This is a genomic window from Ahrensia sp. R2A130, from assembly GCF_000179775.1.
Classification (GTDB): Bacteria; Pseudomonadota; Alphaproteobacteria; order Rhizobiales; family Rhizobiaceae; genus Pseudahrensia.
Window position 1 is genome coordinate 25,933 of record NZ_AEEB01000017.1, and the last position, 19,925, is coordinate 45,857.

At 58.1% G+C, this 19,925-nt stretch carries 15 protein-coding genes and 1 tRNA gene; 8 read left to right on the top strand and 8 right to left on the bottom strand.

Annotation, left to right across the window (positions count from 1 at the left end; genetic code table 11):
* Positions 1-10 precede the first annotated feature (10 nt).
* Positions 11-223, top strand: coding sequence for a hypothetical protein (locus R2A130_RS09335; RefSeq protein WP_040305588.1), 213 nt, complete (start codon positions 11-13; stop codon positions 221-223).
* Position 224: 1 nt separating this feature from the next.
* Here R2A130_RS09335 and R2A130_RS09340 read toward each other — a convergent pair whose 3' ends face one another.
* Positions 225-2,024 carry an AsmA family protein gene (locus R2A130_RS09340; RefSeq protein ID WP_040305590.1) on the bottom strand — a complete coding sequence of 600 codons (1,800 nt, stop codon included), beginning with the start codon at positions 2,022-2,024 and terminating at the stop codon, positions 225-227.
* A gap of 232 nt (positions 2,025-2,256) precedes the next feature.
* Between R2A130_RS09340 and R2A130_RS09345 the strand changes: the two genes are divergently transcribed.
* A complete protein-coding gene (locus R2A130_RS09345; protein WP_040305692.1) occupies positions 2,257-4,188 on the top strand; it encodes an acetoacetate--CoA ligase in 1,932 nt (643 codons plus the stop codon).
* 402 nt (positions 4,189-4,590) lie between these two features.
* On the opposite strand, the gene R2A130_RS09350 is transcribed toward R2A130_RS09345, so the two are convergent.
* The gene (locus R2A130_RS09350) at positions 4,591-8,562 is read right to left on the bottom strand and encodes a HAMP domain-containing sensor histidine kinase (protein WP_009757781.1); all 3,972 of its coding nucleotides are present in this window, start codon (positions 8,560-8,562) and stop codon (positions 4,591-4,593) included.
* Between the two features lie 294 nt (positions 8,563-8,856).
* Here R2A130_RS09350 and R2A130_RS09355 point away from each other — a divergent pair.
* A tRNA-His gene (locus R2A130_RS09355) sits at positions 8,857-8,932 on the top strand.
* A 42-nt stretch (positions 8,933-8,974) separates the two neighbouring features.
* Here the strand turns inward: R2A130_RS09355 and R2A130_RS09360 are convergent.
* The 3 genes from R2A130_RS09360 to R2A130_RS09370 form a co-directional block, all read right to left on the bottom strand.
* A complete protein-coding gene (locus R2A130_RS09360) occupies positions 8,975-9,526 on the bottom strand; it encodes a GGDEF domain-containing protein (RefSeq protein WP_009757782.1) in 552 nt (183 codons plus the stop codon).
* Between the two features lie 148 nt (positions 9,527-9,674).
* Positions 9,675-11,351, bottom strand: a complete 1,677-nt coding sequence (gene xseA / locus R2A130_RS09365; protein ID WP_009757783.1) for an exodeoxyribonuclease VII large subunit — start codon at positions 11,349-11,351, stop codon at positions 9,675-9,677.
* Positions 11,352-11,354: 3 nt separating this feature from the next.
* Entirely contained in the window at positions 11,355-12,314 is a 960-nt protein-coding gene (locus tag R2A130_RS09370) for a LysR substrate-binding domain-containing protein (RefSeq protein ID WP_009757784.1), read from the bottom strand.
* Positions 12,315-12,456: 142 nt separating this feature from the next.
* Between R2A130_RS09370 and R2A130_RS09375 the strand changes: the two genes are divergently transcribed.
* Entirely contained in the window at positions 12,457-12,744 is a 288-nt protein-coding gene (locus R2A130_RS09375) for a hypothetical protein (RefSeq protein ID WP_009757785.1), read from the top strand.
* A 37-nt stretch (positions 12,745-12,781) separates the two neighbouring features.
* Positions 12,782-13,732, top strand: coding sequence for a DMT family transporter (locus tag R2A130_RS09380; protein WP_009757786.1), 951 nt, complete (start codon positions 12,782-12,784; stop codon positions 13,730-13,732).
* Positions 13,733-13,936: 204 nt separating this feature from the next.
* Here R2A130_RS09380 and R2A130_RS09385 read toward each other — a convergent pair whose 3' ends face one another.
* Complete coding sequence (locus tag R2A130_RS09385) at positions 13,937-14,878, bottom strand: DUF937 domain-containing protein (protein ID WP_009757787.1); 942 nt, start codon at positions 14,876-14,878, stop codon at positions 13,937-13,939.
* A gap of 103 nt (positions 14,879-14,981) precedes the next feature.
* Here R2A130_RS09385 and R2A130_RS09390 point away from each other — a divergent pair, with 103 nt between their 5' ends.
* The gene (locus R2A130_RS09390; RefSeq protein ID WP_009757788.1) at positions 14,982-15,365 is read left to right on the top strand and encodes a hypothetical protein; all 384 of its coding nucleotides are present in this window, start codon (positions 14,982-14,984) and stop codon (positions 15,363-15,365) included.
* A gap of 50 nt (positions 15,366-15,415) precedes the next feature.
* On the opposite strand, the gene R2A130_RS09395 is transcribed toward R2A130_RS09390, so the two are convergent.
* Together R2A130_RS09395 and R2A130_RS09400 are read right to left on the bottom strand one after the other, a co-directional pair.
* A complete protein-coding gene (locus R2A130_RS09395) occupies positions 15,416-16,777 on the bottom strand; it encodes a glutamate--cysteine ligase (RefSeq protein ID WP_009757789.1) in 1,362 nt (453 codons plus the stop codon).
* A gap of 109 nt (positions 16,778-16,886) precedes the next feature.
* On the bottom strand, positions 16,887-17,624 hold the full coding sequence (locus R2A130_RS09400; protein WP_040305696.1) for a 16S rRNA (uracil(1498)-N(3))-methyltransferase: 738 nt from the start codon (positions 17,622-17,624) through the stop codon (positions 16,887-16,889).
* A gap of 222 nt (positions 17,625-17,846) precedes the next feature.
* Between R2A130_RS09400 and R2A130_RS09405 the strand changes: the two genes are divergently transcribed.
* On the top strand, positions 17,847-18,584 hold the full coding sequence (locus tag R2A130_RS09405) for a hypothetical protein (RefSeq protein ID WP_009757791.1): 738 nt from the start codon (positions 17,847-17,849) through the stop codon (positions 18,582-18,584).
* 181 nt (positions 18,585-18,765) lie between these two features.
* Positions 18,766-19,923, top strand: coding sequence for an alpha-hydroxy acid oxidase (locus R2A130_RS09410; protein ID WP_009757793.1), 1,158 nt, complete (start codon positions 18,766-18,768; stop codon positions 19,921-19,923).
* Positions 19,924-19,925: the final 2 nt, after the last annotated feature.

Genomic DNA, 19,925 nt, shown 5'->3' on the forward strand with positions numbered 1-19,925 from the left:
CATCGAAACCATGACCAAAACATTCGATCCGCCCATTCTGGTAACTGCGCATATCGCCGAAGTTCAGCCGGAACGCTGGACCTCGGTCGGAGCGCATTGCCTTAAAGGTGTGGCGGAACGTTGCGAGTTGTTCGCGCCGGTATCATTGGGCGACGGCAGAGCTCCTGCAAAATCACTTGCCGAGATGGAAGCTGCATCGGACAACCCGCGCACCATGAACTGAGCTACTGGCTCTCGATGGTCTGCTGCTTGTCTGGCGCTGGCCCGGTTTTCTCAGCCGCAGGAGCAAGAGCATTCGGCAGAGGCACAATTAACGGAGCTGCTGACGTTCCACCTACAAAAATGGTCGCTGGTTTAAGGTCCGGCGTGGTTTTGGAGCGGGCTTCGCCACGAAGTGCCAGTGTGCCTTCACCGATGTTGATCCGCCCGCCGAAATTTAGGTCTGTCTCCGCGCTGGAAAACTGACCTTCACGCACATAGGCCGTGCCGCTAACGATGAAGAGTGCAAGCCGTCCCGTGTCGAATGCGGTGCTTCCGCCGGTCGTAACATTGTTGCCGTCACCGGCATTCAAAAGCGCCTCGGCATCCAAGCCGCGCAGTTCTCCCGGTCCAATTTCTAAAACAACATCTCCCCCAAGGCTTCCCATCATGGATTTAAGGTCCGATCCCTTCGCCTCGAGTTGAAAACTGGTGCGGCCCTTGCCGCTCAGACCGTAGGCGGTATCGGGCGATAACGCGCCAAACTCGGTTCCGGTAAGTGCCAGATTTGCGGTCACCGCCGCAAGTTTATCCGTAACTATGTCGGACGGGGTGAGCCTGATGCTGCCGGTCAGCTGCCCGGCCTGCATATCCGCCTGCGCGATATCGATGGTCGTCCGGCCATTTTGAACCAGCACAGCGGCAGCAATATCACTGACCGGCGCATTGCCTATCGTTGCACTGGCCGCCGAGATCCGAAGATCAAGATCGATATGTTTTGCGCCGTGCGGATGACCGAAGAGGTCTGCCCAAGGCTTGTCGACGATCATGGGATTGGGAAATGCCACTTGATTGAAGCCCAGTGTGCCCGATAGCAGCGCTGCACCCTCGCGGTTCCACTGAAAGTTGAGTTGACCGTTTCCGGTCTGTCCGTCGATATCCACACTCGCATCGGCAAGGTCGGCACGGGTTCCGTTGATGTCCAACTGGCCGCTCACCCGCGCCGGTCCGATAATGTCCAGTGCCGTTCGTGGCAGGCCGAACCATTCCCGAAAACGGATTATGGAGGTCGTTTCCATCGCAAGATTGCCGGAAAAACGGGTATCGTTTTCAGCGCCGGGTCGAACCATTTCTCCATTGAAAGACAATTGCGCCGGATTGGCAGACAGTGTGAAAGCCACATCGCTGGCTTTTCCGTCACGCATGGCATTCGGATCATCGATCTGCGCTGTTATGCGGAACGGTTCGCCGTTCCAGATGGCTCCGAAATTTGCACTTGCCGCTGATGAAGTGCGCGACCAGACGACCTCACCTTGCAAGCCGGTTAACTTGCGGGACGTTCTGGTGGTGGCATCGTCTTGAAGCGCGATGCCGTCCACGATCATCAACCGGCCCAGAGCGACCGAGCCGGTATTCTTACCCGCAAACCATTGTCCCAATTGGCCGTCTGCCGCTTGCCAATTGCCGGTGCCTTGGCCATCGCGCACCAGCCGTAGCACAGGGCGCACAAGGGTGAGTTCCGACAGGCGTGCATCACCGAACAGCGCAGCCGACAGTGTAAGCTTGGCGTCCAGCCGGTCCATGGTGAGCAACGGCATGGCGTCGCTATTTTGCCCGATAACAACATCGCTCCAGGACACGCCGAGATAAGGACGCAGAGACACTTGGCTTGATCCGTTGAGCTGTACCGGCAGGCCCAAAACATCGGAAAGTTGAGCGGCAACCCGTGCCTTCACAGTCGGCGTCGATAGCAATTTGGGAGCGGCCACCACAGCGACCACGATGAACAGGCAAAAGCCAATAGCGATTTTAAGCCACTTGTTCATGAAGGGTGACGCCGTCTCCTGTTGTCGTTGCGCACCGGTTTGTACGATCACGATACGCCCAATCCGCAGCTTTGAGAATATCACTCGCGATCAAAGGTTGGGAGAACGCTCCACTATTTTAAGCGAACGTTTTGCCTCTTGATTCTGGTCTTGCGAAGTTGGCAGCCCTATGGCGAAAGTGACGCTGCACCGTTGCGCCGCAAACACGCCTACAAATGGGACAGCCACCACCATGACAAGCCGAATACCTCTCTGGACACCATCACCCGACCGCATCGCGAGCGCACGTATGACGGAGTTTGCCGCGCAAAACGGATTTGGCGCGGATAATTATGATGCCTTTCATCGCTGGTCGGTGGAGAAACAGGAAGCGTTCTGGTCTGCCCTTTGGTCATATGGTGCCGTGATCGGAGACCAGGGCGCGCGCGTTCTGGAGAACCCTGATGCTATGCCGGGCGCGAACTATTTTCCGGACGCGAAGATCTCCTTTGCCGAAAATCTCATGCGCCGCACCGGCCCCGAACCGGCACTGATATTTCGTGGTGAAGACAAGGTCGCGATGACGTGGTCCTTCGATGATCTGCACGAGGCGGTCTCGAAACTGCAGCAGATGTTTCACGAAATGGGCATTGGCAAGGGTGACCGCATCGCTGCCATGATGCCGAACCTGCCGCATACGATTGCCTGTATGTTGGCTGCAAATTCCATCGGTGCGATCTGGTCGTCATGTTCGCCCGACTTTGGAGAGCAGGGCGTGTTGGATCGGTTCGGCCAGATTGAGCCATCCTTGTTTATCGCCTGCGACGGCTACTGGTACAATGGAAAGCCCATCGATGTGGGGGCGAAGGTCGAGTCGGTTGCTGTTCAACTGGGCTGCCCCGTTCTGCTCGTGCCGTATTTGGAAACAGGCGCATTGCCTGCGGGCAACATCCACGCTTGGCCGGATGTGATGGAGGCTCACACCGCCAAACAGATCACATTCGAGCGGCTGCCCTTCGACCATCCGCTCTACATTCTCTTTTCATCCGGCACGACGGGCATACCCAAATGTATTGTTCACGGGCAGGGCGGCCTGTTGTTGCAGCACATCAAGGAACAAGCGCTGCATTGCGATATGCGCCGTGGCGATCGCGTGTTCTATTTCACCACTTGTGGCTGGATGATGTGGAACTGGCTGGTCTCCGCGCTGGCGGTGGAAGCGACGGTAATGCTGTTCGACGGCTCGCCTTTTGCGCCAGGACCTGAGGTGCTGTTCGATTTCGCTGAACAGGAAGGCATCACGTTCTTCGGAACGTCTGCCAAATTTATCGACGCGCTTCGTAATCATGGCCTGCGGTCAACCGACAGTCATGATCTGAAAAGCCTGCGCACACTGGCCTCCACCGGCTCACCTCTGGCGCCGGAAAATTTTGCCTACGCTTACGACGCCATCAAACCCGAGATGCACTTGGCCTCAATTTCCGGTGGCACTGACATCGCCGCATGTTTCGTTGGCGGTGTCCCGTGGAAGCCTGTTTTCGACGGTGAAATTCAGGGCCCGATGCTGGCGATGGACACGCAGGTTTGGGATGATGATGGCCAGTCCGTTCAAGGTGAAAAAGGCGAGTTGGTGTGCGCCCGCCCTTTCCCGTCCATGCCAGTGGGTTTCTGGAACGATCCCGACGGCTCGAAATATCACGACGCATACTTTGCCCGTTTCGATAATGTCTGGTGCCACGGTGACTTTGCAGAATGGACGTCGCGCGGAGGCATGGTCATTCACGGTCGCTCCGACGCCACGCTGAATCCCGGCGGCGTGCGCATCGGCACAGCGGAAATCTACAATCAGGTCGAGCGCATGGTGGAGATCGAAGAGGCGTTGTGTATCGGCCAGCAATGGCAATCCGACACGCGCATCGTCTTGTTCGTCCGCCTCACCGGAGGTGTGAACCTCACTGATGAGCTGCAGGCAGAAATCCGCTCGCGCATCAAAATAGGCGCATCTCCCCGCCATGTTCCAGCCGTCATCGTGCCGGTTGCTGACATTCCACGCACGAAGTCCGGCAAAATTACCGAGCTTGCCGTGCGCGATATTGTGCATGGACGTGAGGTGAAGAACCGCGAGGCGCTGGCCAATCCGGAAGCTTTGGCGCTTTTTGCGCGGATTCCGGCGCTACAAACTTAAGGAACGGGCCTAACCGACAGGGTTAATGATTTATCTCGCAAAAGTTTACCTTGCGCCAAAACAAGCCCGTTTCGAACAAATGCGAACGTTTCCGGCAAGGATTTAGCAAGGTTTGACGTGCATTTTAGCTTCACACCGCGCAATCAGCCAACTTGAGCTACCGCGCAACAGAGATACGATCCGCCACTGCCCACAGCCAAATTAACTATTTTCAGCGCGGGCAGCGATGCCCGCGCTTTTTTTTGTCTGCGTTTCACGCCGATCACTCTTATGTACCGGCAGGTGTGTAACGCGGTGTTTCGAGAAAGCATCAAGGCGAGCAAGCCCGTCCGGCGCGAGCTGCGCCGCGCCCGCGCAGCGAAGGCCGTTAGGCCGACAGCGTGAGCGCAAACAAAAAGCGCGTTAGCGGTCCGCTAAAACCCGCTGCACGGGGAAATGAATTTCCACCAGCGTGCCTTCGTCGGGAGTGCTTTCAATGTGGAAGTCAGCGCGGTTCGCCTCCACCAATGCCTTGGTTAAAGGCAGACCGAGGCCCGTGCCTTTGGTTGCGCTAACGGCGGCTGATGCTGTCTGGCGGAAAGGTTGCAACGCCTGTTCCATTTCACTTGCGCTCATACCAACGCCAGTGTCGCGCACCCGCAGCACCACTTCGCCACTGTCTTCATAGACTGTCGAAACAATCACCTGTCCGCCGGACTTGGTGAACTTGATGGAGTTGGACACGAGGTTCAACACGATTTGCCGCATGCTGCGCTGGTCGGCCACGACCTTCGGCACCACTGTCGACAGGCTGGTGCGGATAATGATGCGGTCGGCATTTGCTTCTGCCTGAAGGATGGCGACGTTTTCAGAAACGGTGCGATTGAGATCAACCGCATCGAAGTCCATTTCCATCTTGCCGGCTTCGATTTTGGTGATGTCGAGCAGGTCGTTGACCAGGTCCAAAACGTGGGCGCCGGAGCGATTGATGTCGCGCAGATAACCACGATAGCGGTCGTTATCAATGCGGCCCAAGCGCTCTTCGATCATCATTTCCGAAAAGCCGATAATGGCGTTCAGCGGTGTGCGAATTTCGTGGCTGATCTTGGCGAGAAACTGCGTTTTGAGTTCGTTTGCGCCTTCTGCTGCGGCCTTGGTGGTCAGCAGTTCTTCTTCGGCTTTTTTCCAATGGGTGATGTCGCGCACGACCGCGCAGCAATCGTCGCTGTGCTGCAACTGGCCCACCGTCATGAACAGCGGAACCAGCCCGCCCTGCGAGGTTTTGCCCACGACTTCACGGCCATCGTTCAGCAGACTGGCAACGCCCGTCGCGCCCATATTGGCGAGATAATCGAGTGCGGTCCGGTGGCTTTCCGGCGCCAGCAGTCGTGTGATGGATCGGTGCGCGATGGCCTCGGCATCCACGTCGAACAAAGCTTCGGCAGAACGATTGATGTCGCGCACAACGCCTTCATTCGACACGATGATGACACCGTCGGTGGAAACGTCGAGAATCGCACGCAGATCATCCGCCTGCATACCGGTGAAGTGTGGGCTGGCTTCCCGCGTCGGGCTCGTTGTGTCGGAAGTCGACGGTGTTTCGCCATCTCCGCGTAAGTTCATGCGCTGACGCGCTTCTTCTACCTGCAAGCTCAAAATGTCGCGGGCGGCCACTTCAGGTGAAAGCGGGTTTTTTGACGTTGTGGCAGCGACTTCATCTTCAACGACATCGCTGCCCCGTGCGGCAAGACGTGGGAAAGGCATCACGTTGGTGCGGTCGGCCTCGCGCGGTTCACTGCGGCTGCCACGATCATTGCTGCTTGGAGCAGGAGCAGGGCCGTTGCCCTTTCCGCCCTCATCGCCGCCCCGGTCGTCGCTATTTCCATTTCCGGGTGGCGTGTGGCGCAGGGTTAGCAGCATCGCTTTTTCGCTGTCCCACGGCACACTTTGCAGATTGCCATGGAGGTTCAAATCGTGTCCGTCGCGGTGGCGGATTGGACTGGTGCCTTTAGCATCCGCGTCAGCAAACAACGCGGCGACACCGCCACGTTCGGCGAGTTCAGGCAGGTCGGCGTAACCGGTGGTGGAGAAGAATTCATCATTGCCGAACAGCAACTCGTCATCGCGATAGACGAGAACCGGAATCGGGAGACGTGACAGGATAGACGTGTCGACATTGGCACGATCAGTTTTCGGAACTGCTTTGGATTCACTGTCAGTCTCGGCGGATGAAGAGTTGTCCTCTTCTGTTTCCGGTTCGACATTTGGTTCAGCGATTGCGCGGTTTGCAAAGGCGGATGGCACGAAACTATCGGCAGCTGATTCCGCCTCTTCGTCATCGGTGGCCTTTGCTGCATTGTCTGTCAGGGTTTCGCCGATCTGGCGGAAATTGGACGTCTCGTCGCTGGATAGGACGCGGGTCGTCTCTGTATCGGAGGTGCTTGTTTCCGGCTCGTTGGCCTCATCAGTTTTTGTGTCTGAGGAAAACGGTTTCAGAAAACCGATTGGCGCGGTGACATTGCTGGCGATTTCATGATCAGCGTTTGCTTCATCATTTTCACCACCTTCGTAGTCGCTGCCCAACTGGCGAAGATCGTTATCCGTCTCGTCTTCGGCATCTTCAACAAGCGTATCGTCCACCATCGCATCGGCGGTGCGGATGATGCCGAAGCCGTTGAAGCCGCGAAATGATCGTGCGGTATCGTAAGACGGCAGGCCAGCCAGATCGACCGGAACGCGAAGATCGGTTCCGTCTACAGGCCATAGCACCGTGCGGTTGGACCAAGTGTCGCCTTTGTCCAATAATTCGTCGATCACATCCCCATTTTCAAAGCCGAGTTTTTCGGAAACCTGCGACCATTCCATGTCGTCGATTGCTGATGCGCGGGGTCCAACAGTGTTTGCCAGTTCAGCCGAGACGGCGCTGAACGCCTTGTCCGGCCCGGTTGCCCATGTGAAACGCACAGGACGCGCAGCGGATGCAAAGCGGAAACCATCGGCTTCTTTGTCTTCGGTGTCTGGTTCTAGGTCGGTTGCGATTGAAGCGGCAACCGGTTCTGCGTCTTCGATCTCGGCTTCTGGCTGTTTTGCAGAAACCTCATCATCAGGTTGCTCTTCTTCCGAGGCGTTCTCTTGGTCTTCATCCGATTCACTCGAAGCATCGACGAGCTCTGCATCACCTTCTTCAGCGTCGGTGTTGCTAGTCTCACCGGAGTCTGCGGGCTTTTCATCTAATTCAGGCTTAGCTGAGTCTGTGCTTGTCTCGTCAGCATCTTCAGCAACGAGCGCCATAGGCGGTGTAGGCTTGTGAACGGCACTGACCCTTTCCGGAGCAACGTCGCTTTCATTCTGAGTGTCTTCATCAGAAGCTGTCGTTTCGTCCGTCGAAACCTCTTCAGATGACGATGCAACTGCTGTGGCTGCTGCAGCCGCCGCAGCAGCCGTGACGGCAGCCGCGGTAACCGCGCCGATCGAGCTTTCTTGGCTTTCGTCGCTTTCAGCAGCGTCTTCCGCTTGTGTATCTGCTGGTGCGTCATCCGTTTCGTTCGCATCAGCCTTTGGAGCTTTGTAGTACCAGCGGCCCATGCCTTGCGTCGTGGAACGGCGGTTGGAAAATGCGCCGACGATGGGTGCGGCATCATCCTCTTCTTCCGCTGTATCGGGTGCTGCGTCTTCTTCGATGGCAGGTTCGGCCTCTGCTGCGGCAGGTGCTGCGTTCAATTCGCCGTCTCCATCACCATCAGCAACGATCAGCAGATGGCGGGCAGGGGAATCAGCCAGACGCGCCAGACCGATGGCAATGTCGCCGCCGGGTGTGGTCAGCATGCGCTTGATGAGCCGGTCATCTTCGCTGGCCATTTCATCGGTCAGGCTGGTCAGCTGTTCGGCAGAAAGGTCCAGCATGGCGAATTTGTCAGAGGCTGCGATGATTTCGCCTGTATTTCCGATGACCGCTGAAGCGTGACCGAAACCATCCAGACCTTCGACGGCGGCCTGCGCCATATCGGTTTCAGCGTAGCGGCGACCGTGCATTTCATCGCTCACCACCAGCACGGCGGTCTCGCCATTGCTAAGCGTCAGCGGCGTTAGCCCGAGCGCGACCAGTTGGGTTTTGAAGCCAAGGCGGGCGCGAACCATGGCCGCAGTCTCTTCGCGGTGGTCCAACTGGCTGGCGGCAGCCTGAATTTGCCGCATGATAGCGGGGTTTGCGTTACCTTCACCGTCCAGCAATTGCCGCAGTGATGATGCTCCCAACAGGCGTGCGCCATCGGCATTCGCCCAAAGAACATCGTGATTGTCGCGGGCGAGCAGCAGGGCAGCGCGACCGGACAGGACATACCCCCGCAGCGCGTCTTCGACGGACAGGTCGATATAGGAGAGACGGGACTGGACCATGCTTCACACTCGTTTCCGCCGGCCTGCTGCAAACCATATGGCAAGCCAACAGCACCGGTACTCAACCTTAACGAAACGTAAATACAGCCTTTTGCGGCTCCGTTCCACCGCTAGTGGTGCTGGAATCTGTCCTATTGTGGTTCACAGTTAATCCGGCGCGTGGTGGTTCAAGCTGCCAACCCATAGAAAAATCGCCGATTGGCGATCTTTGACTGCCGGTTTGGTCTTGCGCGGGCACCATCCTTGCCTCTATGAAGCGGGCGTTGCGCGATCCAATCTGGTTCTTGTGACTGTGCGGCTGTAGCTCAGCTGGTAGAGCGCTGGCTTGTGGAGCCAGATGTCGGGGGTTCGAGCCCCTCCAGCCGTACCATTCCTCGCCTTATGGCGCTGTTCTTGAAAAAACCAGGCCGAGTTAAAGCGTCCGCCTTGCGCGGGCGATGCTGTCCTGCGGGCCTTTATCATCGGGAATGATGGTGTCTGCAGCCATCCGAACGCCGAGGCGAACCATGCCACTGTCCAGCGTTATGGGCGTGCGGGACACGAGATCACGCAGCCGGTCGGTAAACAGCAGGGCGTGAGCCAAAGGCGTTTCCGGCAGCACGACCGCAAGTTCTGCAATGTCGTAGCGCGCTGGAATATCAATGCCGGTGCGGCTTGCCGCTTCGCACATGGTAGCGAGCGAGCACATTACTTTTTCCACCGCTTCTTCGCCGCGATTGGCGAGCAGGTGATCGTAGCCCCGAATGCGGATCATCACGACGGAAAGCGCATGGTCGAAGCGCACTGCACGGCGAAACTCTGCTCCATAACGCTCCAAAAACTGGGCACGGTTCGGCAATCCGGTGACGGGATCAAAAATCTCGCTCACCTTCAATTGCTCGCGTAACTGCTCCACTTCCCGTGAAAGGGAATCGTTTGTGTTGTCATTCTTCGGAATTCGGTCGGAATTCTGGGCAAACTGCATTGCTGCATCTCCTCGCATTACGTTTTGCCCGAACCCAACTGCGTGACTATGCAGCCGTAATCGTCAACCGATAATGAACTTGTGGCGAACCTGCGGCAGGGGGCTGTGGGTAACGCGCCGTTAGGCAAGCAGTTTACGTGTGCCGAACTTAAAACAGGTTGCCCTGATCTGTTGCCGGTGGCTTGGCGGCCTTCTTCGGCGTTTTCGGCTTTGATACAGTAGCGGACTGGGCGACCTTGGCTGGCGGAGCTGCGTTCGTGTCTGTCACATTCGCACCGAAAGAGCCGTCGCGCATTTCGACATGAATATTGTCGCCGACAGCCACGTTCGAAGCATTGTCCACCAGCGCACCTGCATCATCACGCAGCACAGCATAACCGCGTTGAATAACGGATTTATACGACAGGCTTTCGCGCATTCGCTCGGCCCGCTCGAAGCGCTCTTTCGCCTGCGCAAGCGAAGCCGTGGTCAAGCGGTCCACACGCGCGAAGGCTTTGTTGGAAGCATCGCGCCCTGCGCTCACACGTTGCACCAGCGGTTCGGGCCGCAATTTGTTTGCTGCTTGCGAAAGATTACGCTGCGCCATGCTGATCGGGCGGTTCAGCACGTCTGGTGACAACCGACCGGCACGATCATCGAAGCGCTGGCGTTTGCTGCGCGTTGCATTTCGCAGCGCACGCTGATGGTTCTCGATCTGTCGCGCCAGCAGTTCGCCACTCGCTGCCAACCGCTTTTCTAACAGCAGCGGGCGCAGGCCACCGGCGGCTCGTTCGTAGCTGAACGACGCCCGCTCGACCCGCTGAACGAGGTTGCGACCCAGTCCGGCAGCAGCCTCGTCAAAGGCGCGACGGGGCAGGGCGAGCAGATTGTCGAGCGATGGCAATCCGCGTGATGTGGCCCGCAGCGACGTGCGCCGTGTTTCCGCAACACGGCTTACGGCGGCGCGCAGACGGGCGGATAGATTGGCGAGATGGGCTTCCAGATCAGCCTTGATCGGCACCGCTTTTTCAGCAGCAGCCGTAGGCGTGGGCATCCGTAGATCGGCGGCATAATCCACCAGTGTCCAGTCGGTCTCATGGCCGACGGCAGAAATGACGGGAATGTCGGATGCAGCAACGGAGCGCACCAGCGCTTCATCGTTGAAACCCCAAAGGTCTTCCAGCGAACCACCGCCGCGCGCGACGATGATGAGGTCGGGCTTAGGCCAGTCGGTTCCGTCACCGAATCGGTTCAACTGATAGACGCCATTGGCCACTTCGCGCCCGGATGTCTCGCCCTGCACCCGCACGGGCCAGACGATCACATGGACCGGATAGCGGTCCATCAACCGGTGGAGAATATCGCGTATCACGGCGCCGGTGGGGGAGGTTACCACGCCGATGACGCGGGGCATGAAGGGGATGAGCTGCTTGCGCTCGTCGGCAAACAACCCTTCCGACGCCAACGCTTTCTTGCGTTGCTCCAGCAGGGCCATCAGCGCACCGGCACCGGCGGGTTCGATGTGGTCTATGACGATCTGGTAGCTGGACCGACCCGGATAGGTGGTCAGCTTGCCTGACGCGATAACCTCCAGCCCTTCTTCGGGCTTATGGGCCAGCTTCGCGTTCTGACCCTTCCAGATAATCGCGTCGATGCGAGCGCGATCGTCCTTCAGCGCAAAGTAGCTATGGCCGGAAGAATGTGGCCCTCGATAGCCTGAAATCTCACCGCGCACACGCACATGGCCGAACTGGTCTTCGACCGTCCGCTTCAGCTTGCCGGACAGTTCCGAGACGGAGACTTCCAGCGCGTTTGTGTCTTTTGATGCGTTCTTTGATTCGGGCATCCTTCAGCCTACCCCAAGAGACGCCCCCGGCTTAGAAAAATCGGGCATCGGTTTCGCGGCGAACGGGTCCATGGCGAATTCGATATAGCTGCCGTCGGGCCGCTGCGACATGGCGGGAAGAGATTGGATGCAGGTGCGAATGTGATCGGCCAATGCGCGCGATGAATCCGTCTTTTCCCGATGGCCATGCAACAGGCCGATTTCGCAATCGGGCAGTGGCGGGAAGCGATTGTGCGAATCCAGCACCCGCATTCCGGGGCGAAGTGCTGATTCCGGCAACACCGCAACGGCAAGTCCAGCCAACACTGCAGCGCCGACGACCGTCGCCGAATAGCTGGCATAAAGCAGCCGGTGTTCGACGCCTGCTTTCGTCAACGCTTCCAGTGCAGACATACGCCAGATGCAATGAGGCGACCCCAACGCCAGCGGCACCACCTTTGCGGTGTGCACGATGTGGCGGGACGATGTGACCCACAGCAACCGTTCGGTGCGGATGAGCTCGGAACGCCGCGCCACTTCATTGTGAGTGACGACTGCCATGTCCAATTCGCCAGCGCCGATACGTGCGTCCAGCTGGTAGGAGTTTTCGCAGTTGACATTCACCTCCACCAGCGGATGCGTTTGCGAAAAACCGGCCAGAATTGCGGGCAGCAACCGCTCCGCGTAATCATCTGCCGTGCCCAGATAGACCTGTCCGCGCAACGCAGTGTCGTCGAAAGCCGCCAGCGCTTCGGCGGACCGTTCAACGATGTCACGGGCGTAGGGTATCAGCCGCACGCCGTCTTCGCTGACAGTGATGCCTCGCCCCTCGCGCACGAAAAGCGGTCGCCCCACCATCTCCTCAAGCTTCTTCATCTGCATGGAAACGGCAGATTGAGTTTTCGCGACGCGGTCGCCCGCGCGGGTGAAGCTCTGGGTCTCTACCACGGCAAGGAATGTTCTTAGCTGGTCGATATCGAGCATTTTGGTGCCTCACGCATTCATCACGGTTCGTGATGAATGCTATCAGAAACATTCGTTGGATTGATAGTGCTTTCGAGCGCATATCAGTCGGGTCGCCAACGACAACACGGGTTGAAAGCCCCACGCTAAAAAGGACAAGACCATGACCTCTCCCTTCGCTCTCTTGCGCTCCCTGCAACTTCACATTCCGGCTCCCGCCACCGTTGCAATCAATCAGTTCGTGCGCCTTCGCACCACATGGACCGCCCGCAAGAAACACGCGGAGATCGAGGCTTTGCTCACCGCTCCTGATTTCGTGCTGCGCGATATTGGCGTGAGCCATGGCGACGTGGTGGAAGCTCTGTCGAAGCCGGTGGCTGACTCCGGTTTGCACCTGAAGGTTCTTGCTGCCAGACGGCGTTTTACCACCAGCACACGCGACCCGCTCTAGGGCGAATTTACCGAGACTCTTCCAATGACGTTCAAGCATGACGGCTGACTCTGTCACACCTGTAGCCGACCCGAGACTGGTCGATGCCAACCCTTCTGACCGGCGGCTCACCGCTGTCGATTATGTTCTTTACGTCGTGCTCGTCGCGTCGTGGAGCGGCAGTTGGTACGCGCTCGCGCTGCAGGTTGGTGAGGTGGCTGTTCAAACGTCTCTCTTCTGGCGCTTCGTTATTGCAGCGTCCGTGATGTGGGTTTGGACCCTCGGTACGAAACAGCGCGTGGCCTTTCCCATGCGTGCCCATCTCGCTTTTTGCGGGATGGGTTTTTTCATATTCTGCTTCAACTTCATGTTGTTCTACTACGGTTCGGCCTATCTGTTTTCCGGCCTGCTGTCGGTGGTCTTTTCTTTAGCCTCCGTCTTCAATCTGCTGCTCATTTTCGCGCTTTCTGGCAAAGCACCTCGCGCCCGCGTGGTCGCTGGGGCGCTGCTCGGCTTCGCTGGCATCGCGCTCATGTTCGCGCCGCAGATGGAGGGGCAGGACTGGACCGGCGGCACGATGTTTGGCCTCGGCCTGTGCGTGGCAGGCACGTTGTCATTTTGCGTTGGCAGCCAGATTTCTGCAGCACTTCAAAGAGCGAAAGTGCCGATTATTCCGACCTCCGCCTGGGGCATGAGCTATGGCGCATTGTTTGCGTTGCTGATGACACTGGCGCTTGGCAACAGCATCACGATTATCTGGACGCCCGTTTACATCGGATCGCTCGTCTTCCTCGCGCTCGTTTCTTCCGTGCTGGCCTTCTGGTCATATCTGACACTGATCGGCCGCATCGGCGCGGGCCGCGCGAGCTACGCGACAGTGCTGTTTCCCGTATTTGCGCTGCTCATCTCCGCAGTATTCGAAGGTTACGGCTTCCCGTTGCTCGCCATCGCAGGGTTGACCTGCGTGCTGGCGGGCAACATTTTGGTGTTGGGCAGCTCGAAGAAATAAGACCTACCGCTTGGATAATAAGGCGGCGAAGAGCCGCCCGGCGTCCCGGCAAGCGGAGCGGCGTATAAAGCGGCAAGCGGAGCGGCGTATAAAGCGGCAAGCGGAGCGGCGTATAAACAAGACCTGCCGCGCCCACGCAGCGGAGCGAAGTAACAAACATGCAGCGAAGGCCGCTAGGCCGACAGCGTGAGTGCAGAAGTAAAATCAGTTCCCTAGGAATTGATCGAACACGTCGCCTGTCTGTTTCTGGTACTGGCGGCTGGTATTTCCGCCCGGTTCCAGCATATCGCCAAAAATGTCGTTCAAGCCGCCACCGCTTGGTGGCGGTGTTTGGCGTGGACGGCTGGCCTGACGGCTCGGGCGCTGCTGGGTGCGTGGATCGGCCCGACGACGCTGCCGCGGCGTGCCGCCACCGCCCAAAATATCTTCAAGCAATCCACCAAGGCCACCACCGGGGTTGGCCCGCCGCTGCTGGCGTGGTGATGGTTGGCGCCGCGAACGGGGCAATTGTGCTCGGGGGGCTGGCGCACGTTGCTGCTGGCTACCGCCGAGCAATCCGCCCAACAGACCTTCCAAAGAATTCGGCAGTGCCTGACCGGAGCGTGAGCGACCGCGTGGCTGCTTGCTGCCGCCCAACATACCGCCTGCGACACCTTCGATCAGCGTGCCCAGCAGGCCACCACCGGCAGCCTTGCCCAGCGTGCGGCCGATGCCGCCGCCCATGTTGGAATAACCGCCGCCTGTGCCACCTTTGAGCAGCGCACCCATAACCATGGAGGCGATAGCAGGAAGCATAGACTTGATGAGGCTGGAACTGATGCCGGATGCAGCGGACGCATGAGACGCCACGCCGCGCGACACGTCTTTATTGCCGAACAGATGGCCCAAAATAGCTTGGCCTTCGCTCAACCCTTGTTCGGAAACCGCCATGCGCGGATCGCGGGCATATTGTGCGTGCTGGCCGGAAGCGAGTGCCTGAATAAGGCCGGCTGCAGAACCTGCGGAATTCGTCTGCCGTTTCAACCCTTCCGAAAATGCGGGAATGACCGCCCCCATCGCTTCCAGTGCCTGCTCTTCGGACAGGCCGAATTGCTGTGAAAGGGCATCAACATTCTTCTGCGTGACGAGAAGCTGTGTGAGGTTCATCTGGTGTTCTCCTTGCATCGCCGTATCGCATGACGACATATTTCATTTGACCGTTTCGAGGTCGCTTAGCATGATTAACGCATCTGCAATATGGAGTGTTCCCATGAGAACTCTACTACTCGCTCTCGCTATCTCTCTTTCGTTTGCTGGCTCTGCGCTTGCGCAAGACGCAAAGCCGGGTGCCAAAGCCGTACCTCCTGGCGTGATGGCGCAGGTGGTGCTGTCCGAACAATTGATCGCGCTAGGCACTGCGCGCAACGACGCGCACCTGTTACTCGCTGCCATGCGGCTCCGTTCAGATGTCTCCGATGAAATGCCCGCGATCGGTGGCGAGGTCACTAGCGATGAAGCCCTTGATGCGGCACTTGCAAAGGCAGTTGCTGGTAACGACGCGCTGACCGGGGTTGCGGAAGACGTGAAGGCCAGCCGCCCTCGCGCCTTCCACCCCAACTGCTTCATGTCAGGCGGTGTACGCGTCTGCTATTGATGTAAACCAAAACTCCGATGGTCCGCCAGGCGCGGTCCATCGGGTGGGCTTCAATACCCGTATTCTTCAAAAATATGGTCGATATCGCTATCCCAGTTGGAGCGGAATTGCTTGAGCAAGCGTTCGGCTTGCGTTTCCTTCAGCGCCACCACTTCGTCTAACGGGCCCAGAAAATGGGTTTCGTTAACGCCGGACTGGTTCAGGCGGTTGCGCGCGTTCAACCCGCGATGGGCTATAGCCATAGCGTCTTTGGCGACGTCGAGCACTGTGCGTTTGCCTGCCGGTGCAGCCAAGCCTTTGGCGGGCACTGCCTCGCGCATGGCGCGCACAGCGTCATAGTCGAGGTCGGCGCAGAGCGCCTCAGCCTCGTCCAGCGCTGCATCGTCATACAGCAGTCCGACCCAGAAAGCTGGCAGGGCGCAGATGCGCCGCCAAGGGCCACCATCGGCACCGCGCATTTCGATGAATTTCTTCAGCCGCACATCTGGGAACAGGGTGGAAATGTGATTCTGCCAATCACCTTCGTTCGGCACTTCGCCTTCCAGTGCACCGTCAAGAAATTGCTGGAACGTGATGTGGGTGCAATCGCGATACACGCCATCGCGGGAGATGAAATACATCGGGCAGGACAGCGCCCAGTCGACATATTTTGCAAAGCCGAAATCAGGTTCCAGAACGAACTCGTGCAATCCGGCGCGCTGGTTGTCCGTATCGCGCCAGATATCGGAGCGCCATGACAGCAATCCGTTGGGCTTGCCGTCGGTGAAGGGAGAGTTGGCGAACAGCGCGCTGGCGACGGCCTGCAGCTTCGTGGACACCTGCATTTTGCGGCGCATGTCGTCTTCGCTGCCAAAATCGAGGTTCACCTGAATGGTGCAGGTGCGATGCATCATGTCGAGGCCCTGCGTGCCGACCTTTGGCATATAGGCGCGCATGATGTCGTAGCGGGATTTCGGCATTTGCGGCGTTTCCGCAAAGGTCCATTTCGGGCTGCCGCCAAGGCCCAGAAACCCCATGCCAAGCTCGTCGGCGACTTCCTGCACCTGCCGTAAATGCTTGTTGGATTCGCGGCACGTCTCGTGGATGGTTTCCAACGGTGCGCCCGACAGTTCGAACTGCCCGCCCGGCTCCAGCGAGATCGCGCCCATACCGTCATGGGCAACAAGGCCGATGATGTTGCCAGCATCGACAATCGGCTCCCAACCTGTCTTGGCCTGCATACCTTCCAGCAACGCTTTGATGCCGCGATCGCCCTCATAGGGAACCGGCGAGAAATCCGACCGGTAATAGGCAAATTTCTCGTGTTCGGTGCCGATGCGCCATTCGTCTTTCGGCTTGCAGCCATCGGAGAGCGCGTGGACGAGCTGGTCGTAATTTTCCAGCGGCGTGTTGTCGGTGGTGTCGCGGGCCATGGGTCGGCTTTCGTCGCGTGTCTTTGTTATCTAAATCGCTAGACCCGTGAAGTGAGGCAGGCAAGGGGCAATGCAGATGACAAGCTCACGTTTGCGCGTTCGTCCGCTTTTATATCCAGTCGCCGCGGGCAGCCTGAACCAGCGCAAGTGCTGCAACCGCCGCCGTGTCAGCGCGTAAAATACGCGGGCCGAGAGGGATGGCGTGGACGTGAGACTGTGCGTGTAGCCATTCACGTTCCTCTGGCGAAAAGCCGCCTTCAGGGCCAATAAGAACAGCGAGCGGAGCGGTAATGGTAAGATCACGCAGAATATCCAGCGCGCCGCCGGTTCCCGCTTCCATTTCATCGCAGAAAATTACCGTGCCGCAATCGGCGACGGCATCCTGCATGGACAGGACATCATAAACTTGGGGCAGGGCCAGCACGCCGCATTGCTGTGCGGCTTCCACCACATGCGTCTCCATGCGCTCGATGTTCACCTTCCGCATTTGGGTGTAGGCGGTCATCACAGGTTGCAGATGGCCAGCGCCCATCTCCACTGCTTTTTGAATCATATATTCGAGACGTGCCTGTTTCAGCGGCGCAAACAGCAGTCGCAAAGTTGGAAGCTCTGGCTGAACCCGCGTCTGCTCGCCCAAAACAAACGTCGCTTTCTTGCGCCCCTCACGCTGAACGGTCGCCCGCCATTCTCCATCGCGTCCGTTGAACAGCAGCAGCGGATCACCATCGCCCATCCGTAGAACGTTCAGAACATGGTTGGCTTCCGCGCGCCCCGGTTCGATATGGCCGCCCGCGCCCAATGCCTCGGGCGTGAAAAAGCGACGTGTGGTGAAGTCGATGCGTGTCATGGCGCTGTGATGAAACGCTTCGCGCGGCAACTCAATACGCCCTTTGATCGCCCCACGAAATCTTGCCCCCTAAATCTCGTGTAACTGAAGCCTGCAAAATTTTAGCTTTTTCTTTTCGCTCCCGCATAACGGACCGCTCACCGCGCCAATGAGATTGAGATGACAAGCGCTGCCAGTTTGCTAGCGATAGACCACCCAAGGCAGGGCAACTGGAGCGGAATTATGAAATTTGCAGAACGCATGTGGAACTTCGTTGATAAGAATCTGGGCGCAGACCCGGAACTGAAAATGGCACTCGGCGATGCCATCAACTCATTCCTCGATGCAGCCGAGATCGGTGATCGTGGTGCAATGCGCGAAGCACGAAGTGAGGCCCGTGAGGCGCGCGATTCTATTCGTGAAGCCCGCAAGGAATATATCGACGCCTTCAAGGCGGTGCGCGACGATGCTAAAGAGGTTCGTAACGAGGCCAAGGAAGCCTTGAACGAAGCCCGCGCAGACGTTCGTGCCGCCCGCGATGAATTCCGCGAAGCCCGCAAATCCGGTGACGAAGACGCAATGGAAGCTGCTCGCGCCAAACTAGACGGGGCCCGCGAGGTTCGTGCCGAGGCCCGTGATGCGCTGGACGAAGCCCGTGAGATCGTCCGCGAAGCCCGCGACGACATTCGCGAAGCCCGTGATGCATGGCGCGATGGCGGCACTGAAGATCAGTCGGAAGAACCACCGGTTGATGACCCAGTTATGATCGACTTCCCCGTGGAAGAGCCGGTCGAGGAACCAGACGACCTGCCAAGCGATCTGCCATTCGATCCCTCCTTCTTCCAGCCACCAGTGTTGACGATGGAGAATTTCGAGCCTGTTGTGCAGTTCGACCAATTCGTCCATCCGGTTGAAGTTTTCGACTCCGTCATGGATGCCAAGGGCTTCGAAGCTGAATTCGATGCGGCGGAAGTGGCCTAAGCCGAAGCGACATGCAGAAAATCACGAAAGCCGGCGTTCTAATCAACGCCGGCTTTTTGTTGTCTGCGGTCCTCTGTGCTTGTGATCTGCAAAATTCAGTTTGCCGCATCGCCTTGGCCTTTTCAAACCGGTTGTGAAAAGGGCAATGTGCAAGTGGGAACTTAAAGCAGCGAGCCGACACATGACGCCGATCACCTCCATTGCCGACCTTCAGGAACTGGCCCGTCGTCGTGTGCCGAAGATGTTTTACGATTATGCCGATTCAGGCTCCTACACCGAAGGCACCTACCGCGATAACACCGACGCCTTTGGTCGCCACAAATTGCGCCAGCGGGTAGCGGTGAATATCGACAACCGGTCATTGAAGACCTCCATGGTTGGCCGCGAGGTTGCCATGCCGGTAGCGCTTGCGCCTGTTGGCATGACGGGGATGCAGCATGCCGATGGTGAGATTGCCGCCGCTCTGGCAGCCGAAGCTGCGGGCGTTCCCTTTACTCTGTCCACTATGAGCGTGTGCTCCATCGAAGCCGTGGCCGAAGCGACTACGAAACCCTTCTGGTTCCAGCTTTATGTCATGCGCGACCGGGGATTTATCGAGGCGCTTATCAAGCGGGCTTACGCAGCCAATTGCGAGGCGCTGGTGTTAACGCTCGATCTGCAAATTCTGGCCCAGCGCCACAAGGACGTTAAAAACGGCCTGTCCGCGCCACCCAAGCCAACGCTGGCCAATATTCTGAACGTTGGCACCAAACCACGCTGGTTGTGGAATATGGCGCAGACGAAAAACCGCACATTCGGCAATATTGTTGGCCACGCGCAGGGCGTTCAAGACATGAGTTCCCTGTCCGACTGGACCTCCGAACAGTTCGATCAGTCGCTCGATTGGTCGTCCATCGAATGGGTCAAGCAGCGATGGGACCGCAAGCTTATCCTCAAGGGAATCAATGATGTTGAGGATGCAAAGATTGCAGCCGATATCGGCGCAGACGCCATCATCGTATCCAACCATGGTGGGCGACAGTTGGATGGTGCGGCTGCGCCAATCGATTTGCTGGCGAAAATTGTGGATGCGGTGGGCGACCGTATCGAGGTCCATTTGGGCAGCGGCATTCGTTCTGGTCAGGACATTTTCAAGGCAATCGCGATTGGCGCGAAATCCACTTACATCGGCCGCGCCTATATCTACGGTTTGGGTGCCATGGGACAGGCAGGTGTAACCGCCGCACTTGATGTGATCCGCAAGGAACTCGATGTCACTATGGCCCTTTGCGGCGAGAGCAACATCAAGGACGTGGGTCGCCACAACCTGCTGGATTTTGAGGATAGGACCAACCGTTAGAG